This is a genomic window from Streptosporangium sp. NPDC003464 (assembly GCF_053588315.1).
In genome coordinates this window covers 1-15,109 of record NZ_JBSFPS010000118.1, presented here as the reverse complement: position 1 = coordinate 15,109, position 15,109 = coordinate 1, and the positions used below count along the sequence as shown (strand labels likewise).

The 15,109-nt window shown below is 73.5% G+C and carries 15 protein-coding genes; 9 read left to right on the top strand and 6 right to left on the bottom strand.

Going from position 1 to position 15,109, the window contains the following annotated elements; genetic code table 11:
* The first annotated feature begins 2 nt into the window (after nucleotides 1–2).
* The 4 genes from ACWDS7_RS25140 to ACWDS7_RS25125 are packed head-to-tail and all read left to right on the top strand — an operon-like array spanning nucleotide 3 to nucleotide 3,986.
* Entirely contained in the window at nucleotides 3–1,007 is a 1,005-nt protein-coding gene (locus tag ACWDS7_RS25140; RefSeq protein WP_451931265.1) for an ABC transporter permease, read from the top strand.
* A 31-nt stretch (nucleotides 1,008–1,038) separates the two neighbouring features.
* Nucleotides 1,039–1,938, top strand: a complete 900-nt coding sequence (locus ACWDS7_RS25135; RefSeq protein WP_306869076.1) for an ABC transporter permease — start codon at nucleotides 1,039–1,041, stop codon at nucleotides 1,936–1,938.
* 3 nt (nucleotides 1,939–1,941) lie between these two features.
* Entirely contained in the window at nucleotides 1,942–2,922 is a 981-nt protein-coding gene (locus ACWDS7_RS25130) for an ABC transporter ATP-binding protein (protein ID WP_451931264.1), read from the top strand.
* Nucleotides 2,919–3,986, top strand: a complete 1,068-nt coding sequence (locus tag ACWDS7_RS25125; protein WP_451931263.1) for an ABC transporter ATP-binding protein — start codon at nucleotides 2,919–2,921, stop codon at nucleotides 3,984–3,986. The genes ACWDS7_RS25130 and ACWDS7_RS25125 overlap by 4 nt, the downstream gene beginning before the upstream one ends.
* A gap of 101 nt (nucleotides 3,987–4,087) precedes the next feature.
* Here ACWDS7_RS25125 and ACWDS7_RS25120 read toward each other — a convergent pair whose 3' ends face one another.
* The 3 genes from ACWDS7_RS25120 to ACWDS7_RS25110 form a co-directional block, all read right to left on the bottom strand.
* The gene (locus ACWDS7_RS25120; RefSeq protein ID WP_451931262.1) at nucleotides 4,088–4,909 is read right to left on the bottom strand and encodes a GNAT family N-acetyltransferase; all 822 of its coding nucleotides are present in this window, start codon (nucleotides 4,907–4,909) and stop codon (nucleotides 4,088–4,090) included.
* A complete protein-coding gene (locus ACWDS7_RS25115; RefSeq protein WP_451931261.1) occupies nucleotides 4,909–5,211 on the bottom strand; it encodes an AzlD domain-containing protein in 303 nt (100 codons plus the stop codon). Before ACWDS7_RS25115 ends, ACWDS7_RS25120 begins: the two co-directional genes overlap by 1 nt.
* A 67-nt stretch (nucleotides 5,212–5,278) precedes the next feature.
* Nucleotides 5,279–6,043 carry an AzlC family ABC transporter permease gene (locus tag ACWDS7_RS25110; protein WP_451931260.1) on the bottom strand — a complete coding sequence of 255 codons (765 nt, stop codon included), beginning with the start codon at nucleotides 6,041–6,043 and terminating at the stop codon, nucleotides 5,279–5,281.
* A gap of 334 nt (nucleotides 6,044–6,377) precedes the next feature.
* Here ACWDS7_RS25110 and ACWDS7_RS25105 point away from each other — a divergent pair, with 334 nt between their 5' ends.
* Nucleotides 6,378–7,262, top strand: a complete 885-nt coding sequence (locus ACWDS7_RS25105) for a LysR family transcriptional regulator (RefSeq protein ID WP_451931259.1) — start codon at nucleotides 6,378–6,380, stop codon at nucleotides 7,260–7,262.
* On the opposite strand, the gene ACWDS7_RS25100 is transcribed toward ACWDS7_RS25105, so the two are convergent.
* The 3 genes from ACWDS7_RS25100 to ACWDS7_RS25090 all read right to left on the bottom strand — a co-directional run bounded on the left by ACWDS7_RS25100 (nucleotide 7,259) and on the right by ACWDS7_RS25090 (nucleotide 10,170).
* Nucleotides 7,259–7,942, bottom strand: a complete 684-nt coding sequence (locus ACWDS7_RS25100) for a response regulator (RefSeq protein WP_306869091.1) — start codon at nucleotides 7,940–7,942, stop codon at nucleotides 7,259–7,261. The two genes, ACWDS7_RS25105 and ACWDS7_RS25100, sit on opposite strands and share 4 nt — an antisense overlap.
* Nucleotides 7,942–9,141 (bottom strand): sensor histidine kinase, encoded by a 1,200-nt coding sequence (locus ACWDS7_RS25095; protein ID WP_451931258.1) that lies wholly within the window; start codon nucleotides 9,139–9,141, stop codon nucleotides 7,942–7,944. Before ACWDS7_RS25095 ends, ACWDS7_RS25100 begins: the two co-directional genes overlap by 1 nt.
* Before the next feature lie 159 nt (nucleotides 9,142–9,300).
* Nucleotides 9,301–10,170, bottom strand: coding sequence for a RecB family exonuclease (locus tag ACWDS7_RS25090; RefSeq protein ID WP_451931257.1), 870 nt, complete (start codon nucleotides 10,168–10,170; stop codon nucleotides 9,301–9,303).
* A 167-nt stretch (nucleotides 10,171–10,337) separates the two neighbouring features.
* Here ACWDS7_RS25090 and ACWDS7_RS25085 point away from each other — a divergent pair, with 167 nt between their 5' ends.
* The 4 genes from ACWDS7_RS25085 (at nucleotide 10,338) to ACWDS7_RS25070 (ending at nucleotide 15,005) form a co-directional block, all read left to right on the top strand.
* Nucleotides 10,338–11,426, top strand: coding sequence for a site-2 protease family protein (locus tag ACWDS7_RS25085; RefSeq protein WP_306875682.1), 1,089 nt, complete (start codon nucleotides 10,338–10,340; stop codon nucleotides 11,424–11,426).
* Between the two features lie 162 nt (nucleotides 11,427–11,588).
* Entirely contained in the window at nucleotides 11,589–13,124 is a 1,536-nt protein-coding gene (locus ACWDS7_RS25080; protein WP_306869099.1) for a hypothetical protein, read from the top strand.
* A gap of 13 nt (nucleotides 13,125–13,137) precedes the next feature.
* A complete protein-coding gene (locus ACWDS7_RS25075; RefSeq protein WP_451931256.1) occupies nucleotides 13,138–13,575 on the top strand; it encodes a hypothetical protein in 438 nt (145 codons plus the stop codon).
* Nucleotides 13,572–15,005 carry an FHA domain-containing protein gene (locus ACWDS7_RS25070; RefSeq protein WP_451931255.1) on the top strand — a complete coding sequence of 478 codons (1,434 nt, stop codon included), beginning with the start codon at nucleotides 13,572–13,574 and terminating at the stop codon, nucleotides 15,003–15,005. Before ACWDS7_RS25075 ends, ACWDS7_RS25070 begins: the two co-directional genes overlap by 4 nt.
* Nucleotides 15,006–15,109 lie beyond the last annotated feature (104 nt).

The following is a 15,109-nucleotide window of genomic DNA, read 5'->3' as shown; positions in this document are numbered from 1 at the left end:
AGATGCTCAGGTTCGTCGTCAGGCGGCTGGCACTGCTCGTCCCGATCCTGCTGGGACTGTCGATCCTGCTGTTCCTGTGGGTCAGGGCGCTGCCGGGCGGGCCCGCGGAGGCGCTGCTGGGGGAGCGGGCCACACCGGAGGCCGTCGAGCGGGTCAAGAGGCTCTACGGCCTGGACCGCCCCTGGTACGAGCAGTACCTCACCTGGGCGGGCAACGCCCTGCGCGGAGACCTGGGCGTGTCCAGCCGGACCCAGCACCCGGTCCTGGAGGAACTGCTGCGGACCTTCCCCGCCACGGTGGAGCTCTCCCTCACCGCGATGATCTTCGCGGTGGGGGTGGGCATCCCCCTCGGCTACTTCGCCGCCCGCCGCCACGGCACCTGGCTCGACCACGTCTCGGTCGCCGGATCGCTGTTCGGCATCACGATCCCGGTCTTCTTCCTCGGCTACATGCTCAAGTTCGTCTTCGCCGAGAAGTTCGGGATCCTGCCCACCGACGGCCGTCAGGACCCGCTGCTCGACACCGCGCACCCCACGGGGTTCTACGTGCTGGACGGGCTGGTCACCGGCAACCCGGAGGCGTTCTGGGACGCGCTGGCGCACCTGGTCCTGCCCGGTGTCGCGCTCGGGACCATCCCGCTGGCGATCGTGGTGCGCATCACCCGCGCCTCCGTGCTGGACGTGCTCCACGAGGACTACGTGCGCACCGCCGAGGCCAAGGGGCTCAGGCGGTCCACGATCCGGGGGCGGCACGTGCTGCGCAACGCCATGCTCCCGGTCACCACGATCGTCGGCCTGCAGGTCGGGCTGCTGCTCGGCGGCGCCGTGCTGACCGAGACCGTCTTCGCCTTCCCGGGTTTCGGCAAGTTCACGGCCGACTCGATCGCCGCCAGGGACTACGCCGTGCTGCAGGGCTTCATCCTGTTCACCGCCGTGGTCTTCGTACTGGTCAACCTGCTGGTCGACATCGCCTACGGGCTCATCGACCCGAGAGTGAGGGCGGCGTGAACGGTCGAGGCGTCCTGGCGAGGTGGGCGGCATGAGCCTGTCCCAGGCCGAGGCGGCCATCGCGCCGGAGGAGGCCGGCGGCGGCCTCGGCGGACACGCCTGGCGCCGGCTGCGGCGCAACCCCGTCGCGATCACCGGCGCGCTCCTGGTGTTCCTGTTCGTCGCGGTCGCCCTGCTCGCCCCGTGGCTGGCGCCTTTCCCGCCGGACCGGCCGGTCGGCCAGGTCACCCCCACCTCCATCCCGGGCCCGTCGGCCGAGCACTGGTTCGGCCTGGACGACCTGGGCCGCGACGAGCTCACCCGTGTCCTGTGGGGGGCCCGCTGGTCCCTGGTCATCGGCGTGGTCTCGCTGCTGCTCGGCATGGCGGGCGGGCTGCTGCTCGGGCTGCTCGCCGGGACCTTCGGAGGCGTGGTCGACACCGTCGTGATGCGCCTGGTCGACATGGTGCTGTCGGTCCCCGGCCTGCTGTTCGCCATCGGCGTCGCGGCCATGCTGGGGGCGGGGCTGGACGCCGTGATGATCGCCATCGCGGTGGTGAACATGCCGATCTTCGCCCGCCTGCTGCGCGGCCAGATGCTGGCCCAGCGCCAGTCCGACTACGTGCTGGCGGCCAGGGCGGTCGGCGTGCGGCGGCGGCGGATCGTGCTCGGCCACATCCTGCCCAACTCGCTGACCCCGGTCATCGTGCAGGGCACGCTGACCCTGGCCACCGCGATCGTGGACGCGGCCGGCCTGGCCTTCCTGGGCCTGTCCAGCAACGACCCCGGCATCCCCGAATGGGGCCGGATGCTGGCCGACACCCAGCGCTACCTGTCCAGCGCGCCGCTGCTCGCGGTCTTCCCCGGGCTGGCGATCGTCTTCGCGGCGCTCGGCTTCACCCTGCTCGGGGAGTCGCTGCGCGAGGCCCTCGACCCCAAGTATCGGCGGTGACGTGTGAGTCTGCTCAAGGTCGAGGACCTGAACGTGGTCTTCCGGCAGCGGGGCCGCGCCGACGTGCGCGCCGTGGACGGTGTCAGCTTCACGGTGGCCCCGGGCGAGACCGTCGGCCTGGTGGGGGAGTCGGGCTGCGGTAAGTCCGTCACCTCCCTGGCGGTCATGGGCCTGCTGCCGCGGCGCGGCGTCCTGGTGGAGGGCGGCGTCGCCTTCGACGGGACCCAGCTGCTCTCCCTGCCCGCCGACAAGCTGCGCACCCTGCGCGGCCGGGACCTGGCCGTGGTCTTCCAGGACCCGATGACCTCGCTCAACCCGGTGGTGCCCATCGGGGTCCAGGTGGCCGAGGTGCTCGTCCGCCACCGCGCGATGAGCTCGGGCGAGGCACGGCAGGAGGCCGCCGGGCTGCTGCGCCGGGTGGGCATCCCCGACCCTTCGCGGCGGCTGCGCGAGTATCCCCACCAGCTCTCCGGAGGCATGCGCCAGCGCGCGCTGATCGCGACCGCGCTGGCCTGCCGCCCCCGGCTCCTCATCGCCGACGAACCCACCACGGCGCTGGACGCCACCATCCAGGCGCAGATCCTCGAACTGCTCAAGGCCCTGGTCTCCGACACCGGCACCGCCCTCGTGCTGATCACTCACGATCTCGGGGTGGTCGCCGGGATGTGCGACACGGTGCACGTGATGTACTCCGGCCGGATCGTCGAGCGGGCCCCCCGCCACGAGCTCTTCCGCCGCCCCCGCCACCCCTACACCGGCGGCCTGCTCGCCTCCGTCCCCCGTCTCGACCGGCCGCGCGGCACACGCCTCGAACCCATCCAGGGCTCGCCCCGCGACACCATCCCCTGGGCGCGCGGCTGCGCCTTCGCCCCCCGCTGCCGCAACCGGATCGCCGAGTGCGCCACCGCGGCCCCCCGGCTGCGCGGAGACCCCCACGGCCTGCGCTGTTTCAACCCGCTGGAGGCCGAGGTGGTCACCCCATGAGCCCGGAGCCGCTGCTGTCCGTCCGGGGGCTGAAGGTCCACTTCCCGGTCAGGAAAGGCGTCCTGCTGCAACGGGTCGCGGGCCACGTCCGGGCCGTCGACGGCGTCGACCTCGACGTACGGCGCGGCATGACCTACGGCCTGGTGGGGGAGTCGGGCTGCGGCAAGAGCACGCTCGGCAAGGCCGTGCTCAGGCTGGTGGAGCCCACGGCCGGGACCGTCCTGTTCGACGGCGCCGACGTCGGGACGCTGGGCCCGGAGCGGCTGCGCCTGCTCCGGCGGCACATGCAGATGATCTTCCAGGACCCCCTGGCCAGCCTCGACCCCCGCCAGAGCGTGGAGTCGGTGCTCACCGAGCCGCTACGGGCCCACGGCTTCACCGGCAGCAGGCCACGGCGGGTGCGCGAGCTGCTCGACCTGGTGGGACTCCCGGCCGCGGCCGCCGGCCGCTACCCCCACGAGTTCTCCGGCGGCCAGCGCCAGCGCGTCGGCATCGCCAGGGCGATCGCCCTCAACCCCGCCCTGATCATCGCCGACGAGCCGGTCTCCGCCCTGGACGTCTCGATCCAGGCCCAGATCGTCAACCTGCTGGAGGACCTGCAGGAGCAGCTCGGCCTCACCTACATCGTGGTCGCCCACGACCTGGCGGTGGTGCGCCACGTCAGCGACGTCATCGGCGTGATGTATCTCGGCGCGCTGGTGGAGGAGGCCTCCTCCGACGAGCTGTACGCCGAGCCGCTGCACCCCTACACGATCGCGCTGATGTCGGCGATCCCGATCCCGGACCCCGAGGTCGAGGAGCGCAGGCGGCGGATCCTGCTCACCGGGGACCTGCCGTCCCCGGTGGACGTCCCGGCTGGCTGCCGCTTCCACACCCGCTGCCCGTTCCGCCGGCCGGAGCGGTGCGCCGACGAGCCGCCCGAGCTGCGGGAGATACGTCCCGGCCGGAAGGTCGCCTGCCACTGGGCCGAGGAGATCGCGGCGGGGAGCATCCAGGCCGCCGCGAGCGCCCACGACCCCACCGCGACGGAGGTGGGCACCCCCGCCACCTCGGCCTGGACCTGACCGGACGGGGCCGGCCCGGCATCCCGGCACGGGCCCGTGCCCGCCGTCCGACGGGCGTGACCGGGTGGGGGGTCGGCCGGGTGGCCCGTGAGGCGGGTCCGTCAGCCCAGCGCGGACATGACCGGCGCGAAGAACCGGCTCCGGTCGCCGGGCAGGGACTCCCCGCCGGCGACCATGTCCGAGGTCCGCATCCCCGCGACCACCCCGTGCCCGGCCAGCCAGTGCGCCAGCGGCGCGTTACGGTCTTCGATCTCCAGCCGGACCGGGCCGTCGACCTGGGAGGCGAGATCGGCGATCAGGGACCGGGCGTCGGCGGGGCTCGCCGCGATCACCGGCCCGACGACCGTGCTGCCCACGTTGCGCCACATCCCGGCGTACCCCGAGATCCCCCGCCTGTTCTCGATCACCCGGAGCTGCTCGGCGAAGCCCGCGTACCTCGCCAGGAGGGCGGACCTGTCAGCGCCGACGACCTCGGCGTCGAGGTCGGCGATCGCCTTCAGGTCCTCGGGGGAGGCGGCGCGGGACGCGCCGGACGCCTGCCCGGTGAAGGTCCCCAGATGCATGGCGACCCCACCCGTCACCCGGAAGCCGAGCCGCTCGTAGAGGGGGCGGCCCATCTCGGTCGCGTTCAGGAAGACGGTCGCGCCGCGCGCCTGCTCCAGCACATGGCCGATCAGGCGCCTGCCCAGCCCCCGCCCCCCGTGACGCGAGGCCACCAGCACCATGCTGACCGCCGCGGTGCGCGTGCCGTAGCGGGTCAGTACGGCGGAGGCCACCAGTTCCCCGTCCGGGTCGACGATCCCGTAGCCCTCCCCGCCCTGGAGCAGGAAGAGCCACTTGCGCTCCTCTCGCGACCACTGCCGGTCCTCCGCGAGCCGCAGGCAGGCGCCGAGGTCGTCAGGGTCCAGTCCACGTATGATCATCAAAAGCCTCCAAGGCTCACGAGCGCTCCGGCGGCGGTGCCGAGGAGCATGGCGGGCAGGAATCCGAGGCGCCGGGCGGCCACCCCCGCCACGACGGCGGCGACGGCCAGGTGGACCGCCGGACGGCCGGCGGGCGCCGCCTGGACGGTCACGACGGCGGCCAGCAGCGCCACCGGCAGCAGGGCGGTGAACAGGCTCCAGCGCCCGTCCACCCCGGCCCGGGCGGCCGTGCTCACCCCGGCCAGCCGGAGCAGGTAGGTCACGGCGGCCAGCCCCGCGACGAACAGCAGAACGGCGCTCACATGGTCTCCATGGAGGTCGGGGTGGCCGGCCGGGCCCTGCTGTGAGCAGGGGCGGGCGGGGCGGTGTTCACGCGGACCTCACCACGGCCGGGACGGTGGCCAGCGCGGCGACGAGGATCGGCAGGCCCGGTGGCAGCCACCACGATGCCACCAGCGCCAGGGCCGCGGCCCCCGCGGCGACCGCCGTCTGGCGACGGGTGCGGAGCAGGGGGACGAGCAGCGCGGCGAAGGCCGCCGCGGCGGCCCCGTCCACCGCTCCCCGGGCTCCGGCCGGCAGCACCGAGCCGAGCACCGCCCCGGCGGCCGTGCCGCCCACCCAGCCGGTGAACAGCACCGTCCCGACCAGCAGGAACGTCCGCCTGCGCGCGGCCGGGGCCCCGCGTGACACCGCGGCCGCCACTGACTCGTCGGAGACCAGGTGCGCGGCCAGCCACCGGCCCCACCTGGTCCGGAAGACGTCGCCCAGCGCCAGCCCGAACGCGGTCAGCCGCAGGTTGACCAGCGACGCGGCGACCACCGCCGCGGCCACCGCGCCGGCGCCCGGCCCGGCGGCCCCCGCCGCGCCGCCCAGCGCCTCGGGGGCGCCGCCGCCCAGTGCGGTCAGCCCGACGATCTGGCTGCCCCCGGCGTGCACCACGGCGCTGGCCAGCACCGCCTCCCACGAGGACCAGCCCTGCTCCACCGCCGCCGCGCCGAACACCGCCGAGTAGGTGGCCGCCCCCGCCGCCGCGCCCAGCGCGAGCCCGAGGTCCGACCGCGTGTCCCCGTGCGGGGGCTGCGTGTCCGGGAGGGGCCCGAGGTCCGACCGCGTGTCCTCCTGTGGGATCTCCACGTCCGACGCGGATCCGGGGGCCGACCGCGTGTCCCCCTGTGGGGTCTTCACGTCCGGCACGGATCCGAATGCTGGTCGCGTGTCCTCCTGCGGGGTCTGCGTGTCCGGTGTGGATCCGGGGGCCGGTCGCGTGTCACCCCGCCGGGACTCAGGGTCCGGGATGGGGACGCCGGGCGGCGCCGGAGGGGCGGGGGCCGGATCGGCCTGACTCCGCCGCCCGGTCTCGGACGTCCGTGCGCCCGGCTGGTCTGTCATGGGCCAATCGTCGGCCGGGTGGCTCGGCCCGGGTTAATAGTTTGCGGCTATGCCGATAGCCGATGGCTATCCTTGCGGGATGGACGTCACATTGCCGGCCGTGCGGGCGTTCGTCGCGGTGGCCCGCACCGGATCGTTCCGGGAGGCGGCCATCTCGCTCGGGGTCAGCCAGCCCACCGTGAGCACCGCCGTGAAGCGGCTGGAGGCCACGGCTGGGCGGCGGTTGCTGGTCCGCGACCGCGACGGCGTGCGCCTGACCGAGCTGGGCGGCCGGGTGCTGGCCCACGCGGCGGCGGTGACGGCCGCCGCCGACGAGCTCACGGCTCTGCTGGCCGGGGGCGGCACCGAGCTGACCGTGGGCTTCATGGGCGAGGCGGCCGGCGCGAGCACCTCCCGGCTCCTCGACGGCGTGCGGCGCGCCTCCGGCGGGCAGGTCCGGCTGCGCCGTTTCGACTTCGACGACCCGGCCTGCGGCCTGCTGACCGGGGCCAGCGACCTGGCCGTGGTGTGGCCGCCGCTGACCACCGGCGACGCCCTGGACACACTGATCCTCGGCAGCGACCGGCGGGCCGTCGCGGTGCCGGTCGGCGACCCGCTCGCCCGGCTGCCCGTGGCCGGCCCCGCCGACCTGGCCGGCCGCGTCTGGGTGGTGCCCCGCAGCCCCGACCCGGTCTGGCGGGCCTTCCGCCACCCGGCCTTCATCGGGGTGACGGACATCGCGGGGGAGGTCGGCTCCTCGGCGATCGAGGAGACCCTGGAGCTGGTCGCGTCCGGCCAGGGCGTCGCCCTGCTCTCGGAGGGCACCGACGAGCACTACGCCCGCGCCGGAGTGGTGTTCGTCCTGCTGGCCGAGGATTGCCGTTGCACCACCGCCGTCGCCTGGCGGCGTGCCGACACCCGGCCGGTGCTCGCCCGGATCCTCGCCGGGCTCCGCTCCGGGGCCCTCCTCCCGCAGGGAGGCTAGGGGATGGCGCCCGGGGTGATCAGACCGGTCTCGTAGGCCAGGACCACCGCCTGGACGCGGTCGCGCAGGCCGAGCTTGGTGAGCACGTTGCCGACGTGGGTCTTGACCGTCGTCTCGCTCACCACGAGCTCGGCGGCGATCTCCGCGTTCGACATGCCCCGGGCGATCAGCCGCAGCACCTCCATCTCACGCTCGGTGAGCCGGTCCAGGCGGGCCGGGGTGGACTGCTGGTGCGCCGAGGGCAGGCGCGCCCCGAACCTGTCCAGCAGCCGCCGGGTCACGCTCGGCGCGACGATGGCGTCGCCCGCCGCGACCACCCGGATGGCCTGCACCAGCTCGTCGGGCGGGACGTCCTTGAGCAGGAAGCCGCTGGCCCCGGCGCGCAGCGCCTCCACGATGTATTCGTCCAGGTCGAAGGTCGTCAGCACCAGCACCCTCGGCACGTGGGCCCCGCCGGTGGCCTCCCGGACGATCCGGCGGGTCGCCTCTATGCCGTCCACGCCCGGCATCCGGATGTCCATCAGCACCACGTCGGGCATCAGCGCGCGCGACTGGTCCTGGGCGGCCTTGCCGTCCCCGGCCTCGCCCACCACGGTGACGTCCGGCTCGGCCTCCAGGATGAGCCGGAAACCGGTGCGCAGCAGTGGCTGGTCGTCCACCAGTAACACTCTGATCGTCATCACACGTCCTTGAGGGGGAACCGGGCATTGACCTCGAATCCGCCCTCCGGACGCGGGCCGATCCTCAGGATTCCACCATAGAGGGCCACACGCTCGCGGATGCCGACCAGCCCGTGCCCGGTCCGGTCGGTGGCGGGGGCGGGCGGCTCGGCGCCGCGGCCGTCGTCCTCGACCTGTACGGCCAGCTCGCCCGGGCCCTGCCGGACCGTCACCCAGGCGCGGGCCCGGGGCCCCGCGTGCCGCAGGCTGTTGGTCAGCGCCTCCTGGACCAGCCGGTAGGCGGCCAGATCGACACCGGGCGGCAGCGGACCTCCCTCGGCCTCGATCCACAGCTGCGTCCGCAGGCCCGCCTCGCGCATCTGGTCGACCAGAGTGGGGATCTCCTGCACCCCCGGCTGCGGGCTGCGCTCGGCGGGCGCCGCGTCGGTCCTGAGCACGCCCACGATGTTGCGCATCTCGGCCATCGCGGTCCGGCCCATCTCCTCGATCGCCGACAACGCCTCCCGGGCGCCGTCGGGGTTGGTCGCCAGCACCCGGCGCGCCGCGGACGCCTGGACGGTCATCACGCTCACGTGGTGGGCGACCACGTCGTGCAGCTCGCGGGCGATGCGGGAGCGCTCCTCGGCCCTGGCCGCCCGTGTGTCGGACTCCCGGGCCCGTTCCGTCCGGGCGGCCCGCTCGCGCAGCTCGGCGAGGTAGGCCCGGCGCAGCCGGGCGCTCCGGCCGGCGATCCACAGGGTCATGGTCAGCACGGCCACGAACAGGTGGGCCGTGCGGTCGGCGGGCCCGGTGACCGTCACCGCCAGGAGGGCGCGGCAGGTCAGGCTCAGCGCCAGCGCGCACAGGCTGAGCGCCAGGCCGCGGTGGGCGGCGACCGTGTAGACCAGCACCAGCGCGGCCACCCACAGCAGGGAGCCGCTCTGGTCCAGCGACGCCAGCGTCACCTCGGCGAGGACGACCAGGAAGAGCATCGCGAACGGCCGGCTGCGGCGCAGCGCCGTGGACAGGCAGCCGGCCAGGGTCAGGGCGAGGCTCAGCGCGCCGGGCTCCCGGAGCCCGGCCGGGGCGTCGAAGCCGGCCAGGGAGGGGGCGTAGGCGCAGGGCACCGCGGCGGCCGCCAGCATCCCGGCCAGGACGGCGTCGGGGATCAGCGGGTGTCGGTGGAGCCAGGCCCGCAGGCCGTCCGGGGTGTTGCGCACACAATCAATTTAGGCGTCCCACTCTCACAGCCACCCTGCTGCAGGGGGATATCGCCCTCATCCCCACGGATGACCCGCGGGGATCCGTGCTGCGGACCGGTCCGGCGCCGGGCGCCGTCCCCGGGACCTCTCACGCCCTCGCGCGCCGGCCCGTGCCGTTCAGAGCTCGTCGGTGGCGGCCCTGGGCGCGCCGCGGGTGCTGCGCACGGTGTCGCCCGGCTGCCGCTCGGGCAGCGGCGGGGGAGTGCCGCCGAACTCCGGGCACAGCTCCTTGTAGCTGCACCAGTCGCACAGGCGGCCGGGCCTGGGGGGCCACTCGCCGGTCTCCATCGCCCGCTCGATGGCCGTCCACAGGGCCTGCACCTTGCGCTCGGTGGCGCGCAGGTCGGCCTCGTCGGGGGCGTAGCGCAGCACCTCGCCGCCGCCCCCCAGATACATCAGCTGCAGCAGGCGGGGCACCGAGCCGTGCAGCCGCCACAGCGTCAGCGCGTAGAACTTCATCTGGAACAGCGCCTTGGCCTCGAAGGCCGGCCCGGGCGCGCTGCCGGTCTTGTAGTCGACCACGCGCACCTCGCCGGTCGGCGCGACGTCCAGCCGGTCGATGTAGCCGCGCAGCATCAGGCCGCTGTCGAGCACCGCCTCCACATACAGCTCGCGCTCGGCGGGCTCCAGGCAGGTGGGGTCCTCAAGGGTGAAGTAGCGCTCCAGCATGGAGCGGGCCTGGGACAGCCACTGGGCCTGCTCCCGCTCGTCGGTGAACATGCCGCCGTAGGAGGGGTCCTCGGCCAGCAGCCTGCGCCACTGCGGCTCCAGCAGCTCCAGGGCCGCGGCGACCGTGCGCCCGGGGGCGGGGAGGTCGTAGAGGCGCTCCAGCACCGAGTGGACCATCGTGCCGCGCACCGCGGCGGGCGACGGCGGCTCGGGCAGCCGGTCGATCACCCGGAAGCGGTAGAGCAACGGGCACGTCATGAAGTCACCGGCGCGGGAGGGCGACAGCGCTCCGATGATCGTGGGCTCGGTCAGTGACATGTCCGCACTGTAGGTCACACTGACGACAGTTTGTGCTCAAGGTGGCCTCGCGACGTCTGCGGACGGCCCGATGGCGCGTAGCATCAAGGCCGAAGGCGCAGCGAACGAGGAGTGGTGAGCCAGCGGTGAGCAGCGAGAGCCCGCGTCAGAACAGCCCAGGGCTGCGGATGGGCCGGCCGTTCGGCATCCCGGTCTACGTCTCGCCGACCTGGCTCATCGTGGCGGCGTTCATCACCTTCACCTACCAGCCCATCGTGATCGCCCAACTGCCCGAGCTGGCCGTCCCGACGACATATGCCGTGGCGCTGCTGTTCGCGGTGCTGCTGTACGTGTCGGTGCTGCTGCACGAGCTGGCGCACTGCGTGGTCGCCAGGATGTACGGCCTGCCGGTCCGCCGCATCACGCTCTACCTGCTCGGCGGCGTCTCGGAGATCGAGCGCGAGCCGGAGACCCCGGGCCGGGAGTTCATGGTGGCCTTCGCCGGGCCGCTGCTCTCGCTCGGGCTGGCCGGGATCGGGTTCGCCGCCTACCAGGTCATCGACCCGGGCACCATCCTCGGGGTGCTGACCTTCCAGCTCTGGTTCGCCAACCTGATCGTCGGGATCTTCAACCTCCTGCCGGGGCTGCCGCTCGACGGCGGGCGCATGCTCCGCGCCGGGGTCTGGAAGGCCACCCGCAACCCCGGCTCGGGCACGATCGCCGCCGCCTGGGTGGGCCGCGTGCTGGCCGTCGTCCTGGTCGCGGTGCCCGTCGGTCTGGCGCTGATGAGCGGGCAGACGCCGGGCTGGGAGCTCATCTGGTCGGTGCTGCTGGCCTCCTTCATCTGGCTCGGCGCCACCCAGGCGCTGCGCGGGGCCCGGGTCCGCGCCCGCATCCCGCAGGTCAACGCCCGCGCCCTGGCCCGGCGGGCCATCGCGGTGACCGGCGACGTGCCGCTGGCCGAGGCCCTGCGCCGGGCCGCGGAGGCCCAGGCGGGCGCGATGGTGGTGGTCGACCACGAGGGCCGCCCGACGGGGATCGTCAACGAGGTCGCGGTGGAGTCCACCCCGGAGAACCGCCGCCCCTGGGTGACGGCCGGCTCGCTGGCGCGCAGCCTCGAACCGTCGCTGGTGCTGGCCGCCGACCTGTCGGGGGAGTCCCTGATCGACGCCATGCGCGAGGCCCCGGCGGGGGAATACCTCCTCGTGGAACGCGGCGGCGAGATCTTCGGAGTGCTGGCCACGTCGGATGTGAACCGGGTGTTCAGCGGGGTCTGAGCGAACCATCGGGGGACTTCGGGCGTCTCACTGGTTGCGTGCTGTGACGAGGCGGCGGTGCGGGGGGAAGAACGCACCGTCCGTCCTCTCGTTTTCGGTGCGCACCACGACTAGTGTTCTGGACGACCTGACCGGTTGGCCATGTAGCTAAGGGACGCACAATTGGCACCCCCCAACACGCCGGCGTCGGCCGGCGACCTCACTCCGGAGCTGATCAACACGCCCGAGTGGAGCGACCAGCTGGTCGCGGCAGCCGGGATCCCCATGTACGACATCCCCTTCCTGACGGTCGGCGGCGGCATGGGCTCCTTCGTGACGCTGGACTACCTGCGCGTCTACGGCGTGCCCACCTCCCAGATGCGGGTGGTCTCCAACATCGACCATCCGTGGCAGACCTACGAGTTCCTGACCAGGTGCTCGCAGATCCCCCGTTCCGAGCGGATCCGCTCCGACTCCTCCTCGCGCCCCGACAACCTCTGGGGCTTCCCCTCCTACGCCCTGCAGGAGACCTGGACCGACAAGACCCCGGCCTACCTGTGGCAGCTGCTGACCGAGCCGCTCCTGAACGACTACTGGACGCCGCGCGCCGGCACGGTCTTCGAGAGCCTCGAACGCGAGGCCAAGCGCATCAACTACTGGGACATGCTGGTCAAGGGCCAGGTCCGGATGGTCCGCCGCCGGGCCGGCGGCGGCTACTTCACCGTGGTCACCCCGCCGGAGGGCACGGCGCCGACCAAGCGGATCATCTTCCGCTCGCGCTTCGTGCACATCGCGATCGGTTACCCGGGCCTGAAGTTCCTGCCCGACCTGCAGGAGTTCCGCACCAAGCACGGTGACTACCAGCACGTGGTGAACGCCTACGAGCCGCACGAGCAGGTCTACGAGTTCCTCAAGACCCGGCCCGGCACGGTGGTCATCCGGGGCGGCGGCATCGTGGCCTCCCGCGTGCTGCAGCGCCTGTTCGACGACCGGGAGAAGTTCCGGCTGCAGACCCAGATCGTGCACATCTTCCGGACCTTCGTCAGCGGCTCCCACGGCCCGCACATCTGGGCGCGCCGCAAGGGCGGCGACGGCTGGGCCTACCAGGGCTTCAACTACCCCAAGTCGGTCTGGGGCGGCCAGCTCAAGGCGCAGATGCGCAAGCTGGAGGGGGCCGAGCGGGCCGCCAAGTACAAGGAGATGGGCGGCACCAACACCCCCTACCGCCGGCGCTGGCAGGAGCAGATGCGGGCGGGCCGCAGCGGCGGCTACTACCACCCGGTGCAGGGCACCGTGGACCGGGTGGAGCGCGCCCCCGACGGGCGGCTGGTCAGCTACGTGCGCAGCAGCGACGGCATCGTCCGCGAACCGGTGGCCGACTACATCATCGACTGCACGGGTCTCGAGGCCGACATCGCCGAGCACCGGATCTACGAGGACCTGCTCCGGCACGGCGGGGCCTACCGCAACCCGGTCGGACGGCTGGAGGTGGAGCGCCACTTCGAGGTGAAGGGTACGGCCAGCGGCGACGGCGCCCTGTACGCCTCCGGATCGGCGACGCTGGGCGGCTACTTCCCCGGTGTCGACACCTTCCTCGGGCTGCAGATCGCGGCCCAGGAGATCGCCGACGACCTGGCCAGACGGGGGTTCGTCCGCAAGATGGGACCGTTGCGGTCGACCTCGCAGTGGTTCAAATGGGCCTTCAACTCGCCGGTGTAAGGAGTAATCCCCCGTGGTTCCGACTCTGATGGGGCGCATCCAGACGCGCCTCTTCCTGCTCGCCACCGTGGGCGCGATCATCACGCTGCTGATCGTGCCGGTGCTGCCCGGCCTCTCCGGGCCGCTCGGCGACCGCTACGCCACCGGCTTCGTGGTCCTGGCCGCGGTCGCCGTGCTGGGGATCGGCTGGGAGCTGGTCTACCACTTCCTCATGCAGTTCCGATGGGAGAAGGACTGGCCGACGCTGTTCGGTTTGCTGACGCTCGTTCCCGAAGGTCTTCTGCTGTACTTTTTGCTACGGTCCGATGCAGCCGATTTCATCGACCCGGTCCCGCCGGCCGCGTTCTGGACGCATTTCACGGTCGTCTGGGTATGCGTCTGGCTGGTGGCGAACGGTCCGATGCGCGTGCCGTTCATCCGATGGCGTTTTCGGGGAGGGAGAGTTCTGTGACCGACGAGGGCTTCGGGGTGGTGCGTCCGCTTCCGGGCAACGGGCTGGTCGCCCACGTGGATGGCCTGCTGCTGGTGTGTGACGCGGCCGAGGCCGTCGTGGACGATCTGCTGGGGGCGCTTCGGGAGACCGCGGCCTCCGGCGGGGACGGCCGCGCGCTCGCCCGCCGGATCGCCCAGGTGCTGGCCGTCATGATGGGCGAGCCCGTGGCGTGCGCCGTCGCCGGTCCCGTCGCCGGGGGAGTGGCCGTGCTGGTCAGCGGCCCGGCGTACGCGTCGGTCACCGGTTCCGGTGGAGAGGTCCAGCTGGCCGGCCGTGACGCGCTCACCTGGTCCGACCGGCTGGTGCCCGGCCCGGTGACCCGGGTGGAGCTGCGCCTGCCCGACGCCGGCGCGGCGCACCCGCTCGCCCGGCTGGACAGCGGTGTGATCGTCGCCGGCGGGGTCTCGTGCGACCTGACCGAGGCCGGGGCGCCACCGGCCGCCCAGCGCTCCGCGTCCCGGGCGGAGGCCGCCGCGCCGGCCGCCCGGCCGCCGGCCGTGCCGGTGGAGGTCGTCCCGGTGGAGGCCCTCCCTCAGCCGGAGGCGCCGCAGGCCGCGGCGTATCCCGAGCGGCCGGCTCCGGCGGCCGACGGTCCGCCTCCGGCGCCCTACCCGATGAGCTCTCCCGAGCACTACCCTCCGGCCCCCGCCCCGCAGCCCGCGCCGGAGCCGCAGTTCTCCGCGCCCCCGGCCGCCTGGCAGCCCGACCCCGTCCCGGGGCCGCCGTCCGGCCCCCTGCCGGCCGCCGTCCCGCAGCAGGAGGAGGGGGAGGCCGCCAGGGTGAGCGGGATCGGCGGCGACCCCGTCGACGTCCGCGACCAGCCGTTCGAGTACGAACTGCTGACCCCGGGCGGCTCGCAGGCCGCGCCCGAGCCCCAGCCGTCCGGGCCGGAGCCGGCCGAGCCGGAGTCGCGGCCGCTGGTCTACGGGGTCGACTGCAAGAACGACCACTTCAACGACCCCCGGGTGCCCTACTGCGCGGTCTGCGGCATCGCGCTGGTGCAGCGCACGCTCGTCCCCTACAAGGGGCCGCGCCCGCCGCTGGGTGTGCTGCTCCTCGACGACGGCATGACGCTCCGCCTCGACACCGACTACCTGGTCGGCCGCGACCCCGAGCGGGCCCCCGAGGTCGCCGACGGCTCCGTCCGCCCCGCCAAGGTCACCAGTCCCGACGGCTCGGTGTCCCGCCGTCACCTGCGGGTGGCGCTGGACGGCTGGGACGTCAACCTGGTCGACCTGGGGTCGGTCAACGGCACCCAGATCCAGCCGCCGGGCGACCCCAACTTCTACGACATCCCGCCGAACGAGCCGGTGGCGATCCTGCCCGGCACGACCGTGCGGATCGGCGTCTCCCGCACCATGCGCTACGAGTCGCACCGCAACCGCTAGCCGGTCCGGCCGGGCGGTCCAGGCGCACGCTGGCGATGCCGTCGCCCTTGAGCGGAGCGTGGATACGGCTGTACAGCTCCAGCCAGGTGTCGGAGTCGTTTTCC

Coding starts and splice junctions, on each gene's coding strand:
- ACWDS7_RS25140 (WP_451931265.1), top strand. CDS start 3: ATGCTCAGGTTCGTCGTCAGGCGGCTGGCACTGCTCGTCCCGATCCTG.
- ACWDS7_RS25135 (WP_306869076.1), top strand. CDS start 1,039: ATGAGCCTGTCCCAGGCCGAGGCGGCCATCGCGCCGGAGGAGGCCGGC.
- ACWDS7_RS25125 (WP_451931263.1), top strand. CDS start 2,919: ATGAGCCCGGAGCCGCTGCTGTCCGTCCGGGGGCTGAAGGTCCACTTC.
- ACWDS7_RS25120 (WP_451931262.1), bottom strand. CDS start 4,909: ATGATCATACGTGGACTGGACCCTGACGACCTCGGCGCCTGCCTGCGG.
- ACWDS7_RS25105 (WP_451931259.1), top strand. CDS start 6,378: ATGGACGTCACATTGCCGGCCGTGCGGGCGTTCGTCGCGGTGGCCCGC.
- ACWDS7_RS25100 (WP_306869091.1), bottom strand. CDS start 7,942: ATGACGATCAGAGTGTTACTGGTGGACGACCAGCCACTGCTGCGCACC.
- ACWDS7_RS25090 (WP_451931257.1), bottom strand. CDS start 10,170: ATGTCACTGACCGAGCCCACGATCATCGGAGCGCTGTCGCCCTCCCGC.
- ACWDS7_RS25085 (WP_306875682.1), top strand. CDS start 10,338: ATGGGCCGGCCGTTCGGCATCCCGGTCTACGTCTCGCCGACCTGGCTC.